At 67.2% G+C, this 15,734-nt stretch carries 13 protein-coding genes; 11 read left to right on the plus strand and 2 right to left on the minus strand.

Annotated elements, in window-relative coordinates; genetic code table 11:
* Nucleotides 1–37: 37 nt before the first annotated feature.
* From EG799_RS00005 to EG799_RS00055, 11 genes are all read left to right on the plus strand, one after another.
* On the plus strand, nucleotides 38–1,264 hold the full coding sequence (locus tag EG799_RS00005) for a pyridoxal-dependent decarboxylase, exosortase A system-associated (RefSeq protein WP_123877322.1): 1,227 nt from the start codon (nucleotides 38–40) through the stop codon (nucleotides 1,262–1,264).
* 202 nt (nucleotides 1,265–1,466) lie between these two features.
* On the plus strand, nucleotides 1,467–2,111 hold the full coding sequence (locus EG799_RS00010; protein ID WP_123877325.1) for an XrtA/PEP-CTERM system exopolysaccharide export protein: 645 nt from the start codon (nucleotides 1,467–1,469) through the stop codon (nucleotides 2,109–2,111).
* A gap of 13 nt (nucleotides 2,112–2,124) precedes the next feature.
* Nucleotides 2,125–3,642: an XrtA system polysaccharide chain length determinant gene (locus EG799_RS00015; protein WP_123877328.1), complete on the plus strand. Its 1,518-nt coding sequence runs from the start codon at nucleotides 2,125–2,127 to the stop codon at nucleotides 3,640–3,642.
* Nucleotides 3,643–3,654: 12 nt separating this feature from the next.
* On the plus strand, nucleotides 3,655–4,668 hold the full coding sequence (locus EG799_RS00020) for an AAA family ATPase (protein WP_123877331.1): 1,014 nt from the start codon (nucleotides 3,655–3,657) through the stop codon (nucleotides 4,666–4,668).
* A gap of 1 nt (nucleotide 4,669) precedes the next feature.
* A complete protein-coding gene (locus tag EG799_RS00025; RefSeq protein ID WP_123877334.1) occupies nucleotides 4,670–6,307 on the plus strand; it encodes a preprotein translocase subunit YajC in 1,638 nt (545 codons plus the stop codon).
* Between the two features lie 24 nt (nucleotides 6,308–6,331).
* A complete protein-coding gene (locus tag EG799_RS00030) occupies nucleotides 6,332–7,486 on the plus strand; it encodes an XrtA/PEP-CTERM system-associated ATPase (RefSeq protein ID WP_123877337.1) in 1,155 nt (384 codons plus the stop codon).
* Between the two features lie 18 nt (nucleotides 7,487–7,504).
* Entirely contained in the window at nucleotides 7,505–8,416 is a 912-nt protein-coding gene (locus EG799_RS00035) for an XrtA system polysaccharide deacetylase (protein WP_123877340.1), read from the plus strand.
* A complete protein-coding gene (locus EG799_RS00040) occupies nucleotides 8,413–9,471 on the plus strand; it encodes a FemAB family XrtA/PEP-CTERM system-associated protein (protein ID WP_123877342.1) in 1,059 nt (352 codons plus the stop codon). The genes EG799_RS00035 and EG799_RS00040 overlap by 4 nt, the downstream gene beginning before the upstream one ends.
* Nucleotides 9,468–10,694 (plus strand): TIGR03087 family PEP-CTERM/XrtA system glycosyltransferase, encoded by a 1,227-nt coding sequence (locus tag EG799_RS00045; protein WP_123877345.1) that lies wholly within the window; start codon nucleotides 9,468–9,470, stop codon nucleotides 10,692–10,694. The genes EG799_RS00040 and EG799_RS00045 overlap by 4 nt, the downstream gene beginning before the upstream one ends.
* Nucleotides 10,684–12,240, plus strand: a complete 1,557-nt coding sequence (gene xrtA, locus EG799_RS00050; RefSeq protein WP_234028939.1) for an exosortase A — start codon at nucleotides 10,684–10,686, stop codon at nucleotides 12,238–12,240. Before EG799_RS00045 ends, xrtA begins: the two co-directional genes overlap by 11 nt.
* A gap of 9 nt (nucleotides 12,241–12,249) precedes the next feature.
* Nucleotides 12,250–14,145, plus strand: a complete 1,896-nt coding sequence (locus tag EG799_RS00055) for an XrtA/PEP-CTERM system amidotransferase (protein ID WP_123877348.1) — start codon at nucleotides 12,250–12,252, stop codon at nucleotides 14,143–14,145.
* An 18-nt stretch (nucleotides 14,146–14,163) separates the two neighbouring features.
* Here the strand turns inward: EG799_RS00055 and zapE are convergent, their stop codons facing one another.
* A complete protein-coding gene (gene zapE / locus EG799_RS00060; protein ID WP_123877351.1) occupies nucleotides 14,164–15,276 on the minus strand; it encodes a cell division protein ZapE in 1,113 nt (370 codons plus the stop codon).
* Entirely contained in the window at nucleotides 15,273–15,710 is a 438-nt protein-coding gene (locus EG799_RS00065) for a PaaI family thioesterase (protein ID WP_158610962.1), read from the minus strand. The genes zapE and EG799_RS00065 overlap by 4 nt, the downstream gene beginning before the upstream one ends.
* Nucleotides 15,711–15,734: the final 24 nt, after the last annotated feature.

Genomic DNA, 15,734 nt, shown 5'->3' on the forward strand with positions numbered 1-15,734 from the left:
GCAAGATCGATCGCGCGAAGCTGGCGGGGGACGCGAGATGAAACCGCTCGGCCCGATTCCCGGCGGCTTCGACGCCAAAGATGGTGAACTGGTCATCGGCGGAAAAACCGCGAGCCAGCTCGTGCGCGAAGCGGGGGAGACCCCGCTGTTCGTCTATTCGCGCGATTTGATCGAGCGCCGGGTAGCCGATCTGCGCGCCGCCATGCCGGAACGTCTGGCGATACATTACGCCATGAAGGCAAACCCTTATCGCCCGCTTCTCGAATTCGTCGCCGACCTGGTCGACGGGCTGGACGTAGCTTCCGGCGGCGAACTGGCCCAGGCGCGCGAGGCGGGTTATCTGCCGCGCGAGATCAGCTTCGCCGGGCCGGGCAAGCGCGACGCCGAACTGCGCGAGGCGGTGCGATCGGGCGTGACGCTGAACCTGGAATCGGCGAACGAGGCAGACCGCGCGCTGGAGATCGGGCGACAATTGCGGGTTGCCCCGCGCCTCGCGATCCGCGTCAATCCGGCCTTCGAACTGCGCGGTTCGGGAATGAAGATGGGCGGGGGCGCCAAGCCCTTCGGCGTGGACGAGAACAAGGTGCCCGAACTCGCCCGGCGGATCGTGGACGCCGGCGCTGACTGGCGCGGCTTTCACATCTATTCCGGCAGTCAGGCGCTTGATGCCGGGGCGGTGATCGAGATGCAGGCCAACACGCTGGAACTGGCCGCGCGGCTCGCTGGCGAAGCCGGCGTATCGGTGCCGCACCTTAACATGGGCGGTGGCTTCGGCATCCCCTATTTCGACCGCGACGCCCCGCTCGACATCCGGGCGGTCGGCGCGGCGCTGGCGGATCGTTTTGCCGCGCTTCCGGCGGTCTTGGCCGGAACGCGCTTCGCCATCGAACTGGGGCGCTATCTGGTGGGAGAGGCGGGCGTCTATCTGACGCGCATCGTCGATCGCAAGGAAAGCCACGGTACGACCTTCCTCGTCACCGATGGCGGCCTGCACCACCAGCTTGCCGCGTCGGGCAATTTCGGAACGGTCGTGCGCCGCAACTACCCCGTCGCCATCGCTAGGTGCTTCGGCGCGCAGGGGGAAGAGGAGGCAACGATCGTCGGGTGCCTGTGCACCCCGCTCGACCGGCTGGCCGACCAGGCCCGGCTGCCGCGCGCGGAAGTTGGCGACATCGTCGCGGTGTTCTGTGCCGGAGCCTATGGCGCCAGCGCCAGTCCCGCAACCTTCCTCGGGCAAGGGCCGGCGCGCGAAATGTCGGTCTGACAGGCACCGGGCGAGGTGTCCCGTCCTGGGACGCAGCCTCACAAACCCCGCTAAAAGCGTCGTTTTCAGGCGCAAGGCTAACGCAATGTTCACCCTTTCCGGCCACAGAGCGGGGCGGTTCCAAAGGCGTGGACCCGCAGCGCCGGCCTGACGAGGCCGGGGTGACGGCGATCCGCCACGACATTCGCGAAGGACGCACACGATGCGCACGACCAGCCTGTCCCGTTCCCTCCTCGCCGCGGCGGGGCTTTCGCTCTCGCTGACGGGATGCGCGGGAAGCGCCAGCGGCCCGCAGCTCGAACCGGCTCGCTTCGTCTCCATGCAGGAAGGACCGGGCGAGGAATACGTGATCGGCCCGCTCGACGAACTGACCATTCACGTCTGGCGCAATGACGAACTGGGCGCGGAGGTCCAGGTGCGTCCCGATGGCCGCATCACCACGCCGCTCGTGTCGGACATGCCCGCCGTGGGCAAGACACCGACCATGCTGGCCGAGGACATCCGCCTGCAACTTTCGCAATATATCGAGGAGCCGCTGGTCACGGTCATCGTCAACAAGTTCGCCGGCACGTTCAGCCAGCAGATCCGGGTCGTCGGCGCCACCGAGCAGCCGGCCTCGCTGCCCTATCGCGCCAACATGACCCTGCTCGACGCGATGATCGCGGTCGGCGGCCTGTCCGAATACGCGGCCGGCAACAGGGCGAAGCTCATCCGCTTCGATCGCCAGACGGGATCGCAGCGCGAATACGCCCTGCGCCTCAGCGACCTGCTGCGCCGCGGAGAGAGCGAGGCCAACGTCATGCTGAAACCGGGCGACGTCATCATCATCCCCGAAAGCATGTTCTGACGGGGGCCGGGGCTTGAACCACCTTCTCGAAGAATTGCGCGGCGGCGCCTGGGCGATCTGGAACCGGCGCTGGCTGGCGCTCGGCATCGCCTGGGCCGTGTGCGTGCTGGGCTGGCTGGCCGTGGCGTTCATTCCGAACAGCTACCAGTCCGAGGCCCGCATCTTCGTGCAGCTGGACGACGTGCTGGCCGAGCAGATCGGCATCGGATCGGGATCGCGCGCGCGGGACATCGACCGCATCCGCCAGACGCTCGTCACCTCCATCAATCTGGAAAAGGTCGTGCGCGCCACCCGGATCGGCGACACGGTGACGAGCGACACCGAAATGGAAAGCGCGGTGGCCCGCCTCGCCGACGACATCGACGTAGTGAGCGAGGGGCAGAACATCTTCGAAATCACCGCCACGAGCGGCCGCAGCGAGCTTTCCGACGCGGAGAACGCCGAACTCGCGCAGATCATCGCGCAGCGCATGATCGACATCTTCCGGGAGGAAAATCTCGGTGGTTCGCGCAGCGAGATGGACGATTCCATCGCCTTCCTCAACCAGCAGCTGGCTTCGCGCGAGCAGGAACTGGCCGCGGCAGAGGAACGGCGGCTCGCCTTCGAGGCTGCCAATCCCGAACTCGTCGGCGGAGCCGAGGCAATCGCCTCGCAACTTTCCGCGACCCGATCCGAACTGCGCAGCGTAGAGGCCGACCTCGCGGCTTCGCAAAGCGCGCTCGCCGCGCTCGACGGGCAGCTGGCCAGCACTCCGCGGACCATCGTCACGCCCGGCAGCGGCGGTCCGCAAGGGGCATTGGCGCAGGCGGAGGCGAACCTTGCCGCGATGCGCGCGCGCGGCCTGACGGACGAACATCCCGACCTCATCGCGGCGCAGCGCACCGTGGCCAATCTGCGCCGGCAGGCACAAGCGGCGGGCGCGCCGGGCGGCTCGCCGAATCCGGCCTACAGCTCGTTGCAATCCATGCGGGTGGAACGCCAGTCCAACGTCCAGGCCCTGCAATCGCGCGCCGCCGCGCTCAGTGCCGAAATCGCCTCGATCACCGCCAATCAGGTGCGCGAGCCGGGGGCGGCCGCCGAGGCCCAGCGCATCAGCCGCGATTACGACGTCCTGCGCGAGCAGTACGATCAGCTCCTTCAGGATCGAGAGGAATTGCGCCTGCGCGGACAGGTGGAGAGCGAGCGCAGCGCGGTGCAGTTCGAGGTGGTCGACCCGCCGTCCACCCCGCGCTCGCCCGCCGCGCCCAACCGCCCGCTACTGCTCTTCGGCGTGCTGGTGGCAGGACTTGGCGCCGGGGCGGGCGCGGCCTTCGCGCTGAGCAAGCTGGGCTCGACCTACGCCACCGCCAACCAGCTGAAGCGCGATTTCGGTCTGCCGGTAATCGGCACGATCTCGCACACCTTTACCGAAGCGGGCCGCGAACTGCGCCGTCGTCGCCTGCGCTATTTCGCCGCCGGAGTGGGCGGGCTGGGCACGCTGTTCGCGCTGCTGCTCGCCATCGAATTCGTCCAACGCGGCATGGTGGCCTGAGGGGGCGGGGCAATGACGGAACATCAGAAGATCCCCACCCCGTCTGATCGCGCCGGAAGATCGTTGCTGGAAAGGGCCGAAAGCCTGTTCGGCAAGCATGGCTATACGCCGGCCCCGGTGCCGAGCGTGCTGGCCCCGCCGGTCAATCGCAAACCCGCCAGACGGCGCGGGCCGGACGGGCCCGCCGCGCACCAGCACTCCGGACCCGCAGCGGGGCAAGGTGAGCGGCTGCCCCCCGGATCAACGCCGGAAACCGCGACCGAAACCCGGTTCGAGGATGTCGAGTTTTCCCAGGTAGTCCACGAGATCGACCGCGAGGAACTCGCTCGCCGCGGCCTGATCCAGCCCGAGGGGCAAGTCAGCGCGCTGCTCGAGGAATTCCGCATCGTGAAGCGCCAGGTGCTGCAATCGGTGCGCGCCGCGCGAGAGGCCGGCTCGGGGGCGCTGGCCCAGCGCGTTCTGGTCTGCTCGCCCCTGCCCGACGAGGGTAAGAGCTACTGCGCGGTGAACCTCGCGCTGGCGATGGCGGCGGAAAAGGACAGCGAAGTCCTGCTGGTCGACGCTGACTTCGCCAAGCCATCGATCCTGTCCATGCTGGGTCTGCCGCGCGGGCCGGGCTTCATGGACGTGTTGGCAGACGAGGACGTCTCGGTCGAGGACTGCGTGCTGACCACCGACATTCACGGTCTGCACGTGCTGCCGGCGGGCAACCATAGCACGTCCGACAGCGAGTACCTCGCCAGCAACCGCACCGCAGCGGTGCTCGACCGGCTGACCCGCGCCGCGCCCAACCGCATCGTCATCTTCGACAGTCCACCCGCGCTGGCCGCGTCCCCGGCGGCGGAACTGGCCAAGCATGTCGGGCAGGCCATCGTCGTCGCGCGCGCCGATCGCACCGGGCAGAGCGCGATGGAAGACGCGCTGACGCTGCTTTCCGCCTGCCCCGATCTCAAGCTCTTGCTGAATGCCGCGCATTTCAGCCCCAGCGGCAGGCGTTTCGGCGCCTATTACGGGCAGGAGGGCTAGCATGGGCCGGTTTTCCCTCCTTCTCGCACTCGCCGCGATCCTGGTGCCGCTGCCCTCCGCCGCGCAGGGTCGCGACGATGGCGAAAACGCCGGCCGCGGTCCGGACGTGGAGATCGCACCCTATATCGAGGCGGCGCAGGTCGTCACCGCCGAGATCGAGCCGGGCGACGACGTATTCACCTATACCAGCCTTGCCGCCGGGGTGGATGCAGGCTTCGGCACGCGCTACAGCCAGGGTTCGGTCTCGCTACGCTACGAACGGCGCATCGCCTATGCGGACGACGTCGCCGACACCGACACGCTGAGCGGGATCGCGCGCACCTCGCTTGCGCTGGGCAGCCCCCACGTGACCTTCGAGGCGGGCGCGCTTGCCTCCCGCACGCGGGTCGACGGCGGCGGCGCAGCGACGATCGGCAATTTCGGTCGCAGGGACGATGCCACGAGCCAGGTCTATGCCGTGTATGGCGGGCCGAGCGCGGCGGCGATGGTCGGCCCGGCAGAGGTAACGGCGTCCTACCGTCTTGGTTACACGCGGGTGGAGGCGCCCGATATCCTGCCCTCGGTGCCGGGCGCTCCCACCGTCGACCTGTTCGACGAGAGCACCACGCACAATCTGGGCGTGAGGGCGGGCATCGCCCCGGACCGCGTCGCTCCCGTCGGCATCGGCGTGGGTGCCGGATGGAACCGGCAGGATGTCTCAAACCTCGATCAGCGTCTCGACGATCGCTACGTCCGCGCAGACGTCACCTACCCGGTGTCGCCCAATGTCGCGCTCGTGGGCGGCGTGGGGTTCGAGGATATCGAGGTGTCGGGCCGCGATGCGCTGCGCGATGCGGATGGCGACCCCGTCGTCGGCCCGGATGGGCGCTACGTCACCGACGATGGCTCCGCGCGCCGTATCGCCTACGAGACCGACGGACTCATCGGGGACGTTGGCGTTCTCTGGCGACCCAGCCGCCGCACGTCGCTGGAGGCGCATGTCGGACGGCGTTACGCCTCCACCACCTATTACGGCACGCTCGCCTACGCGCCCGATGCGCGCAGCAGCCTGAACGTCTCGGTCTACGATACGATTACCGGCTTCGGCGGACAGATCGTAGGCGCGCTGGACGAAGTGGGGACGGATTTCGACGTCTATCGCAACCCGGTGACCGGCGATCTCGGCGGCTGCGTTATCGGCGTTGGAAGCGGCAACAATTGCGCGCTGGCGCGACTGGGGTCGCTGCGCTCCGCCATTTTCCGCAATCGCGGCGTCGCGGCAAGCTATGGCCGCGCGATGGGGCGCACCTCGCTCGGGCTGGGCGCAGGCTACGATCGCCGTTCCTTCTTCGGTGCCGATGGCAGCGTCCTGGCCGCCGTGGACGGACTGGTGGACGAGAACTTCTGGCTTGCGGCCTATGCCACACGCCGGCTCGACCGCCGCTCTTCCCTTTCGGCCGGCGTTTCCGCCAGCTATTTCGACAACGCTTCGAGCGATCTGGGCGATGGCTTGGGATACAGCGCCTCGCTTGCCTACAACCGCGACATCATCGCCGGCCTGTCCGGCACCGCCGCCGTCAGCCTGGACGGCATTTCCCGCGAAATCCTGGCCGATTACCTGGCCGCCTCGGCCCTCGTAGGGCTGCGTTACACCTATTGACCCGGTCGAAGGAGACCTGAAGCGATGTTCGACGATTTCTACGGCCTCACGGGCAAGCCTTTCCAGCTGACCCCCGATCCGGAATTCTACTTCCGCTCCGTCACGCACCGCAAGGCGCTGTCCTACCTCGGCTACGGCCTCGCGCAGGGGGAAGGCTTCATCGTCATCACCGGCGAGGTCGGCTCGGGCAAGTCGACGCTGGTGGCCCATATGATGCAGAGCCTCGATCCAGCGCAGGTCACGGTCGCGCAGATCGTGACCAGCAAGCTGAATGAAGAGGAGATCGTTCACGTCGTCGCCTCCGCCTTCGGCCTCGATATCGAGGGACACGACAAGGCGAGCGCGCTGTCGGAGATCGAACACTTCCTGCACGAGGAAGCCCGCGAGGGGCGGCGCTGCCTGCTCGTCGTGGACGAATCGCAGAACCTTTCGGTCGAGGCGCTGGAAGAACTGCGGATGCTGTCGAACTTCCAGCTCGGCAATCATCCGCTGCTCCAGACGCTGCTGCTCGGCCAGCCCGAGTTCCGTGCGACGATCCAGGGCGAACAGCGGCTCGAACAGCTGCGCCAGCGCGTCATCGCGGCGCACCATCTCGAGCCGATGCAGAAGGGCGAGATCGAGCCTTACATCATGCACCGTCTGGCCAAGGTCGGGTGGACGGGCGAACCTTCCTTCGACCAGCGGGTCTATAGCGAACTCTACGAAGCCAGCGGCGGCATTCCTCGCCGGGTCAACCAGATCGCCAACCGGCTGATGCTGCTGGGCGCGGTGGAGGAGCGCAGCCGGATCGACGCCGCCATGCTACAGAACGTGCTCGCCGAGATGGACGCAGAGCGCGCCTTCCCCGAGGCCGCGCCGGCACCCCTGCCCGATGCGAGAATCGAATTCGAGCCGGTCAAGGCCATGCCGACCACACCGCGCGTCGATCACGAGATGTTCGAAAGCGCGCTGGCGGAACGCGATGCGCAGATCGCCGAACTGCAACAGGCGGTGGTGGAACTCTCCACGCAGGCCGAGGACGCGGCCGCCCGCATCGTCACACCCGAGATCGAGACCCTGCGCGAGCAGATGGCCCGGATCGAAGCGCGCTGCACCGAGCAGGAGCAGACCATCCGCCACACGATTACCATGCTGATCGACTGGATCGAAGGCGAGATGAACGGCAACAGGGCCGCCTGAGCGGTCGACCGAAGCGCGATGAACGCGATCAGCCCGCACCCTGCGCGCACCGACCGACGCGCCATCGTCAACGGCCTTTCGGTCGATGTCGAGGACTGGTTCCAGGTGGGCGCGTTCGAGGACGTGATCGAACGCGACGACTGGGTCGGGCTGGACGACCGGGTGGACCGCAACGTGCGCCAGATCCTCGACCTGTTCGATTCCGCGGGAGCGACCGCGACATTCTTCACCCTGGGCTGGGTAGCGCAGCGCCACGGCGCCCTGTTGCGCGAGATAGCCGAACGAGGCCACGAGATCGCGAGCCACGGCTGGGATCACCAGCGGATTTTTCGCATGGACCGCGAAACCTTCGCGGCCGACATCGAGCGCACCCGCAAGACGATAGAGGACGCGTGCGGCATTCGCGTTGCCGGTTATCGCGCGCCCAGCTTCTCCATCGACCAGCGCACCCCCTGGGCGTTCATGGAACTGGCCAGGCAGGGATACCTCTATTCCTCCAGCGTGGCGCCCGTCGCGCACGATCACTACGGCTGGGCGGAGGCCCCGCGCTTCGCGTTCCGCCCGCTCCCCTGGACCGATCTGGTGGAACTTCCCGTCACCACCGCACAGTGGCGCGGCAAGCGGCTGGCCGCCGGCGGCGGGGGGTTCTTTCGCGTTCTGCCCTACGCCTTCAGCCGCTGGGCCATAAGGCAGGTGAACGGGACGGATGGCGAGCCGGCGATATTCTATTTCCACCCGTGGGAAATCGATCCGGGTCAACCCCGCGTCGCCGGCGCGCCGCTGCGGTCGCGCCTCAGACATTACACCAATCTCGACCGCATGGCGGGCAAGCTGCGACAACTCGTCGAGGATTTCGCCTGGGGCCGCATCGATGTCATCGCCTGTCGCGCCGCCGAAAGGCTGTCGCGGGAGAACCGGGCCGCCGTATGAACGCCCCGGTCGCCATATCGCCGACGGCCGTGCGCAGGGCGCGTCTCGCCGAACCCGACGAGGTGCGGCGGATCGAGCGCTTCGTGGCGGACACCGGGGGTTCCGTGTTCCACCGGCCGGCCTGGCTGGCGGCGGTGGAGAACGGTACCGGGCATGCGGCAACCGGTCTGCTGGCAGAACGAGGTGCCTCGATAACCGGGTGGCTTCCGCTGAGCGTGGTCCATTCGCCGATCTTCGGCCGGCTTCTCGCGTCGAGCGGCTTCGCCGTGGAGGGGGGCGTACTGGGGCAAGGCGCCGATACTGCGATGGCGCTGTGCCGTGCGGCGGAGGAACTGGCGCAGCGCCTCTCCTGCCCGACGGTCGAACTGCGGGGAGGCCCAGCGCCGCCTGAATGGGAGCACTGCACCGACAGCCATTCCGGCTTCGTCCGGCCCCTCGCGGACGATGACGACGCTCAGCTGGCGGCTATACCGAGAAAGCAGCGAGCAGAAGTTCGCAAGAGTCTGAAAGGCGACCTGCGCGTAACCGTGGGCAACCGGGAAAGCGACCGGGAAAACCATTACGCGGTTTACGCGCAAAGCGTTCGCAACCTCGGTACGCCGGTCTTCCCCCGCGCGCTTTTCGAAGCGGTGCTCGACCGGCTCGACTCCGACATCCTGACGGTAAGCATGGGCGGCCGGCCCGTCGCGAGCGTTCTGTCGCTGTATCATGGCGGCGCCGTCATGCCCTATTGGGGCGGCGGCACCCAGGAAGCGCGTAGTCTGCGCGCGAACGATCGCATGTATTTCGAACTGATGCTCCACGCTCGGCGGCGCGGCTGCGAGCGGTTCGACTTCGGACGCAGCAAGACCGGAAGCGGGGCCTGGCATTACAAGAAGACCTGGGGTTTCGAACCGCATCCGCTGGCCTACGCCAGCTGGACCGCGCCCGGCAGCAAGGCGCGGGACGCCGATCCGACCAGCGAGGCCCATCAGTCCCGCATCGCGCTGTGGAAGCGTCTGCCGCTCCCGGTCGCCAATCGGTTCGGCCCGCTTGTCGCGAGGGGGCTGGGGTGAGCGGCGAGATCCTGTTTCTTGCGCACCGCCTGCCATTCCCGCCCGACCGCGGCGATCGCATTCGTTCGTACAACATCCTGAAAGCGCTCTGCGAATTGGCGCCGGTCCATGTCGGCTGTCTCACGGAAAATGATGCGGACCTTGCGCAGCAGGCCAACCTCGCCCCCTTGTCGCACAGTTGGTGCGCGGCGAGGCGGTCGAAGCCGCTGCCCCTGGCCGCACTGGACGCAATACTGTGCGGCGATCCGATCAACCTTGCCGCCTTCCGCTCCCCCCGGCTGTCGAAATGGGTTCGCCGGGTGCTGATCGAACGGGACATCCGCACGATCTACGTCTTCTCGGGCCAGATGGGTCAGTATGTGCCGGGCGACTGGTCCGGGCGGCTCGTCGTCGATCTCGTCGACGTCGATTCGGCGAAGTTCGAGGCGTATGCGGGGGCCGGAAACTGGCCTCGCCGATGGATCGACGCGCGCGAGGGTCGCCTGCTCGGCGCCGAAGAGCGTCGCTTGACCGGGATGGCCGAGACGACGCTGCTCGTCAGCGAGGCCGAAGCGAACCTTCTTCGCACGCGTACGGGCGCGGCCGGGACGATCCGCGCGCTGCCCAACGGGATCGATACCGATCGCTTCGATCCCGCCCGGACTATTCCGCAGCCGCTCGCGGGAGACGGGCCGCATATCGTCTTCACCGGCCAGATGGACTACGCGCCCAACATCGCCGCCAGCGTCCGGATGGCGACGCGGATCATGCCGCTTGTCCGCCAATCTCTGCCGGACGCGCGGTTTTTCGTGGTGGGACGCGCGCCGAGCGCGGAGGTGATGCGGCTGCGCGGGAAGAACGGCACCGCGGTGATCGGAGAAGTGCCCGATACGCGCCCCTGGATCGCGGCGGCAGACGCAATCGTCGCGCCGATCACCATCGCACGCGGGGTACAGAACAAGGTTCTGGAAGCGATGGCGATGGCGCGACCGGTTATCGCTTCGCCCGAAGCGGCGACAGGCATAGACGCCGTAATCGGACGCGATCTTATCGCAGCGCGGGACGACGATGCTTTCGCAGCGGCGATCTGCGAGCTGGCTGCGGATCCGATCCGTGCGAAAGCGCTGGGGCAAGCGGCCCGGCAGTTCGTGCTCTCGAACCGGAGATGGGCTGCCGCGCTGGCCGACCTTCCCGGCATCGTCGGCTTTGCGCGACCGGCAACGGACCACCACCGTGCCGCATGAGGCGCTCTCCCTTCGCAAGACCGGCTTTGCATCGTTCATCGCGCCCGGCTGGCGCTGGCCGCTCGTGTATCTCGGGATTGCCTGCGCGTCGCTGCTGAACCTGTTCGGCCGAGACTGGACGGCGATGGTCGACCAGTGGTGGAACAGTTCGACCTACAATCACATCCTGCTGGTTCCAGGGATCGTCGCCTGGCTCGTCTGGCAACGTCTGCCCGAGCTGGCGAAGCTCGCGCCGCAGGCGTGGTGGCCCGGCCTTTTCGCCATGGCCGGCGCCCTTTTCGTCTGGGTGCTGGGCAATATCAGCGGTTTCAACACTGCCAGCCAACTGGGCGCAGTAGCGGCCATGCAAGGCGCCGTCCTGACGATCCTCGGGCCGCGGGCCGGGCGGGCGCTGCTTTTCCCTCTCTGCTACGCGCTGTTCCTCGTTCCGGTCGGCGATGAACTGACGGGGGCGATGCAGATGGTGACCGCCCGGATCGTGATTGTCCTGACCCAGGCGAGCGGGATACCGGCGCATATCGAAGGCGTGTTCATCGATACACCCGCAGGCCTGTTCGAGGTGGCGGAAGCGTGTTCCGGGGTGAAGTTCCTCGTCGCCATGCTCGCCCTCGGCACCCTTGTCGCGCATGTCTGCTTCAGGTCCGCCTGGCGGCGGGCCGCGTTCATGGCCCTCACGCTCGCGCTGCCGATCCTGGCCAACGGGGTCCGGGCATGGGGGACGATCTACATCGCGCAATCGCAGGGCATCGCCTTTGCCGCGGGTTTCGACCACATCGTGTATGGCTGGATCTTCTTTGCGGCGGTCATGGCCGCACTGCTGGGGCTGGGCTGGCGCTTTTTCGATCGCGGCGTGGAGGATCGGTTCATCGATGGTCAGGCCATCGCCGTCGATCCGCGCTTTGCCAGGCTGGACCGCTGGTCCGGCCGAGGGCCGCCGGTGCTGGTGGCGCTACTGGCCTTGGCGCTGCTGTTCTTTGTCTGGGCGGGGGCCGCGCGCGGGATTGAGGCGGATCTTCCGGCAAGGGTGCCTGCGCCCGATATACCGGGCTGGACCAGGATCGCCTACGCCCCGCAATTCCCCTGGGAACCGCGCGCTGCGGGGGCGGATCGCCGGCTGTTGACCAGCTACCGTGACAGCGATGGCCGGGTGGTCGATCTGTTCGTCGCGCTCTACGCCGCGCAGGATGAAGGGCGAGAGGCCGGCGCATTTGGCGAAGGCGCGCTCCCACCCGAAACGCGCTGGCGCTGGCTATCGCCCGCCGATGCGCCGGCCGGAGCCGAGGGGGACAGGTTGCAGGCGCTGGGCCGGTTTCAGCGCGTGGCCCAGACATCGTTCCGGCATGGCGACTGGACGGGGGGCAGCAAGGCTCGTCTGAAGCTGGCCACCATGCGCGACCGCCTGATGTTCCGCGCGCGACCGACCGCCGTGCTGATCCTATCGGCCGAAGAGACGCGAACGCAGGAGGCAGATGACACGCTCGCCGCTTTCCGCCGCGCCGCCGGGCCTTTCGACGAATGGATGGACCGCGCCCCCGGGCTCGACTAACCAGCGCGCATGTGCGGGATAGCGGGTCTTTTCCATTGCGGCACCATCAAGCCTGTCGATCCCGCGCGGGTCGAACGGATGTGCGACGTGCTCGCCCATCGCGGCCCGGACGGATCGGGAGTGTGGACCGCGCCGGGCGTGGGACTGGGTCATCGTCGGTTGTCGATCATCGACATCGCAGGCTCGCCACAACCCATGCACTCGGCAGACGAACGCTTGGTGCTGGTCTTCAATGGCGAGATCTACAATTTCCGTGCATTGCGTCGCGAACTGGAGGAGCAGGGCGCCGTTTTCCGCACCGATGGCGATACCGAGGTCATTCTCGCGGCATGGGATCGTTGGGGGCCGGACTGCGTGCGCCACCTCGATGGCATGTTCGCCTTTGCCCTTTACGACCGGACCGAACGCACGCTGTTCCTCGCGCGCGACCGGTTCGGAGTGAAGCCGCTCTTCATGGCTCACCTGTCCGATGGATCGATGGCTTTTGCCTCCGAACTCAAGGGATTGCTGGCCAACCCTCTCCTACGCCGCGAAGTCGATCCGCGGGGAATAGAGGATTACATGACCTGGGGCTACGTGCCCGATGGCCGTTCCATCCTCAAAGGCGTTGCGAAGCTGCCGGCAGGCCATACGCTGTTGCTGCATCACGACGCCCCGGTTCCGCCGCCGGAGCGATACTGGGACATCGACTTCACCCGTCGCCACGCCGGCAATCCTCGCGATCTGGAAGCTGAGCTTCTCCATCATCTGAAGGAGGCGGTGGGCAGCCGGATGGTCGCCGACGTGCCGCTCGGCGCGTTCCTCTCGGGCGGAGTCGACAGCTCGACGGTCGTCGCCTTCATGGCCGAACACAGCCGACAACCGGTTCGGACCTGCTCGATCGGCTTCGACGTCGCGCATGCGGACGAGACGGATCATGCGAGGTCCGTCGCCCGATTGTTCGAAACAGACCACGCTGCCCGCCAGGTCAGCGCAGACCAGTTCGAGGCGATCGACACCATTGCCGGCATGTTCGACGAACCCTTCGCCGATGCCAGCGCCCTTCCTACCTGGCGCGTATGCCAGCTGGCACGCGAAAGCGTGACGGTAGCCCTTTCCGGAGACGGCGCGGACGAAGCGTTCGCCGGATATCGCCGACAGGTGTTCCACGCCCATGAGGAGCGGCTGCGCGGTCTCATACCGCAACCGGTCCGCCAGGCGCTTCTTGCGCCGCTGGGACGCGTTTGGCCCAAGGCGGACTGGGCACCGCGACCGCTTCGCGCGAAGGCGACCCTGCTCTCGCTCGCCGGTTCCGGGGCGCAGGGCTATGCGAGCGCGCTGGCGGTTACGCCCGAGCCGCTGCGCCAGTCCCTGTACGGCGAGGATCTCGCCGCGCAGATCGGCGGGTATCGGGCAGAAACGGCGATCGTCGATTGCATGAAGAACGCGCCGGCGCGATCGGGACTGGATGCTGCGCAATATGCCGATCTCAAGATCTGGTTGCCCGGCGACATCCTCACCAAGATCGACCGCACCAGCATGGCCGTCAGCCTCGAAGCGCGAGAGCCGCTGCTCGATCATCGCCTGGTAGAATTCGCCGCCGGATTGCCGGAGGCGCTGCGGGTGCGGCGCGCGCAGGGCAAGTGGCTGCTGAAGAAAGCGATGGAACGTTATTTGCCCGACGAGATCCTCTACCGCCCAAAGCAGGGCTTCGTCACGCCGATCGCGGACTGGCTGCGCGGTCCGCTCGCAGGAAGGGCGCGGGGTATCGCCAACAGCGCGATGCTGGCGCGCACCGGATGGTTCGACAACACCCGCGTCGCGCAACTGGCGGAGGATCACATTGCCGGGCGTAGCGACCATTCCCGCCTGCTTTGGCAACTGGTCATGCTCGACAGGTCGCTCGCCCGCTTGGGAATCGGCTAGGCCGGCGTTGCGGAAGACCTATCCGCCCCCGTGGCCCAGCGCCATGTATGCGCTGCTTTGCATCTCCCGCAGGCGGCTCACCGTCCGCTCGAACTCGAACGCCCCGTCGCCGGACGGGTAGAGCGCTGCCGGCTCGACCTCGGCCGTGGCGAAAAGCTTGACCCGGTTCTCGTATAGCGCATCGATCAGCGTCACGAAGCGCGCCGCCTCGTTGCGCATGTCGCGGCTCATCTGCGGAATCCCGACGATGATGACGGTATGGAAGACGCGGGCGATGGCGAGGTAATCGGGCGCGCCGCGCGGTTGTCCGCACAGCCGCGTGAAGCTGAAAACGCCGACCCCCTTCAGCGCCTTTGGCACGTGAAGCACCCGTCCGCCGCCCAGGTCGATCTCGGCGGAGGGCACATGCTCGGCGTCTTCGGGCGGGTAGTCGGTCAGGCGGAAAAACGCCTCGCGCACCTTTGCCGTCGCCGCTTCGCCGAGAGGCGTGTGCCAGGTGTCCAGCCCGCCGATCCGCTGCATCCGGTAATCGGTCGGACCATCGAGCGGAACGACATCGAGTTCTGCCTCGATCAGGTCGATGAAGGGCAGGAAATGCTCGCGATTGAGGCCGTCTTTGTAGAGATCCGCCGGACGGCGGTTGCTAGTCGTGACCACGGCGACGTCGTGGTGACAGATCAGACGAGTGAACAAACGGCTCATTATCATGGCATCGGCGGAGTTGTTCACCACCATCTCGTCAAAAGCGAGGCAGCGCACGCCCTCCGCCAGTGCCTCTGCGACCTGGGGTATGGGATCGCCCTTCTCGCTCTTGCGTGCATCGCGCAGGCGCGCGTGGACGTCTTGCATGAAGGCATGAAAGTGCGCGCGACGCTTGGCCTCGATGCCGAGCGTGACGTGAAACAGGTCCATCAGCATCGACTTGCCGCGCCCGACACCGCCCCACATGTAGATGCCCCGGGGCCGCGTGGGCTTGCGCGCGAAAAGCTGGCCGAGCAGACCGCCCGGCCGTTCGGTTTCCAGTTCGCGCTGAAGGTCATCGAGACGCCGGGCGGCGGGGCGCTGGTCTGCATCGGGCCGCAGCTCGCCCGCCTCGACCAGCCGTTCGTAGCGCGCGAGAAGCCCGCTCACGCCTTCTTCGCGACCTTTCGCAGGATGCCGTCCCACGATGCGACGAGGTCGTCCTCCTGCATCACGGAGCCGCGCAGGAACACCATCCGTCCCGTTTCCTTGACCATCTCGACAAGGACGTCGACCGGCCGCTCCATATCGCCAGCACCGACGAAGCGCACGCCGAGGTCGATCGTGACGGCGGGAAGGATGCCGGTCTGCCCCTTGAGCGCAGCGGATCCCGCGAACATGGCATAATCGACCAGCGCCATCACGAAGCCACCATGCAGCGTCCCCATCGGGTTGCGGTGGACTTCCCGCGGGATCACCCGCAGCCGGGCAATTGTCGCGCTGTCCAGACGGATCAGCTTTTCGCCCAGAACGTCGCGGTTGAAGTTCACGATGTCGGCTTCGGGTACGGTCGTCCAGTCCGCTTCGGCCGGACGCTCACGCACTCCGGTGTTCGGCAAATCAGCGTC

This window comes from Aurantiacibacter spongiae, assembly GCF_003815535.1.
Lineage (GTDB): Bacteria > Pseudomonadota > Alphaproteobacteria > Sphingomonadales > Sphingomonadaceae > Alteraurantiacibacter > Alteraurantiacibacter spongiae.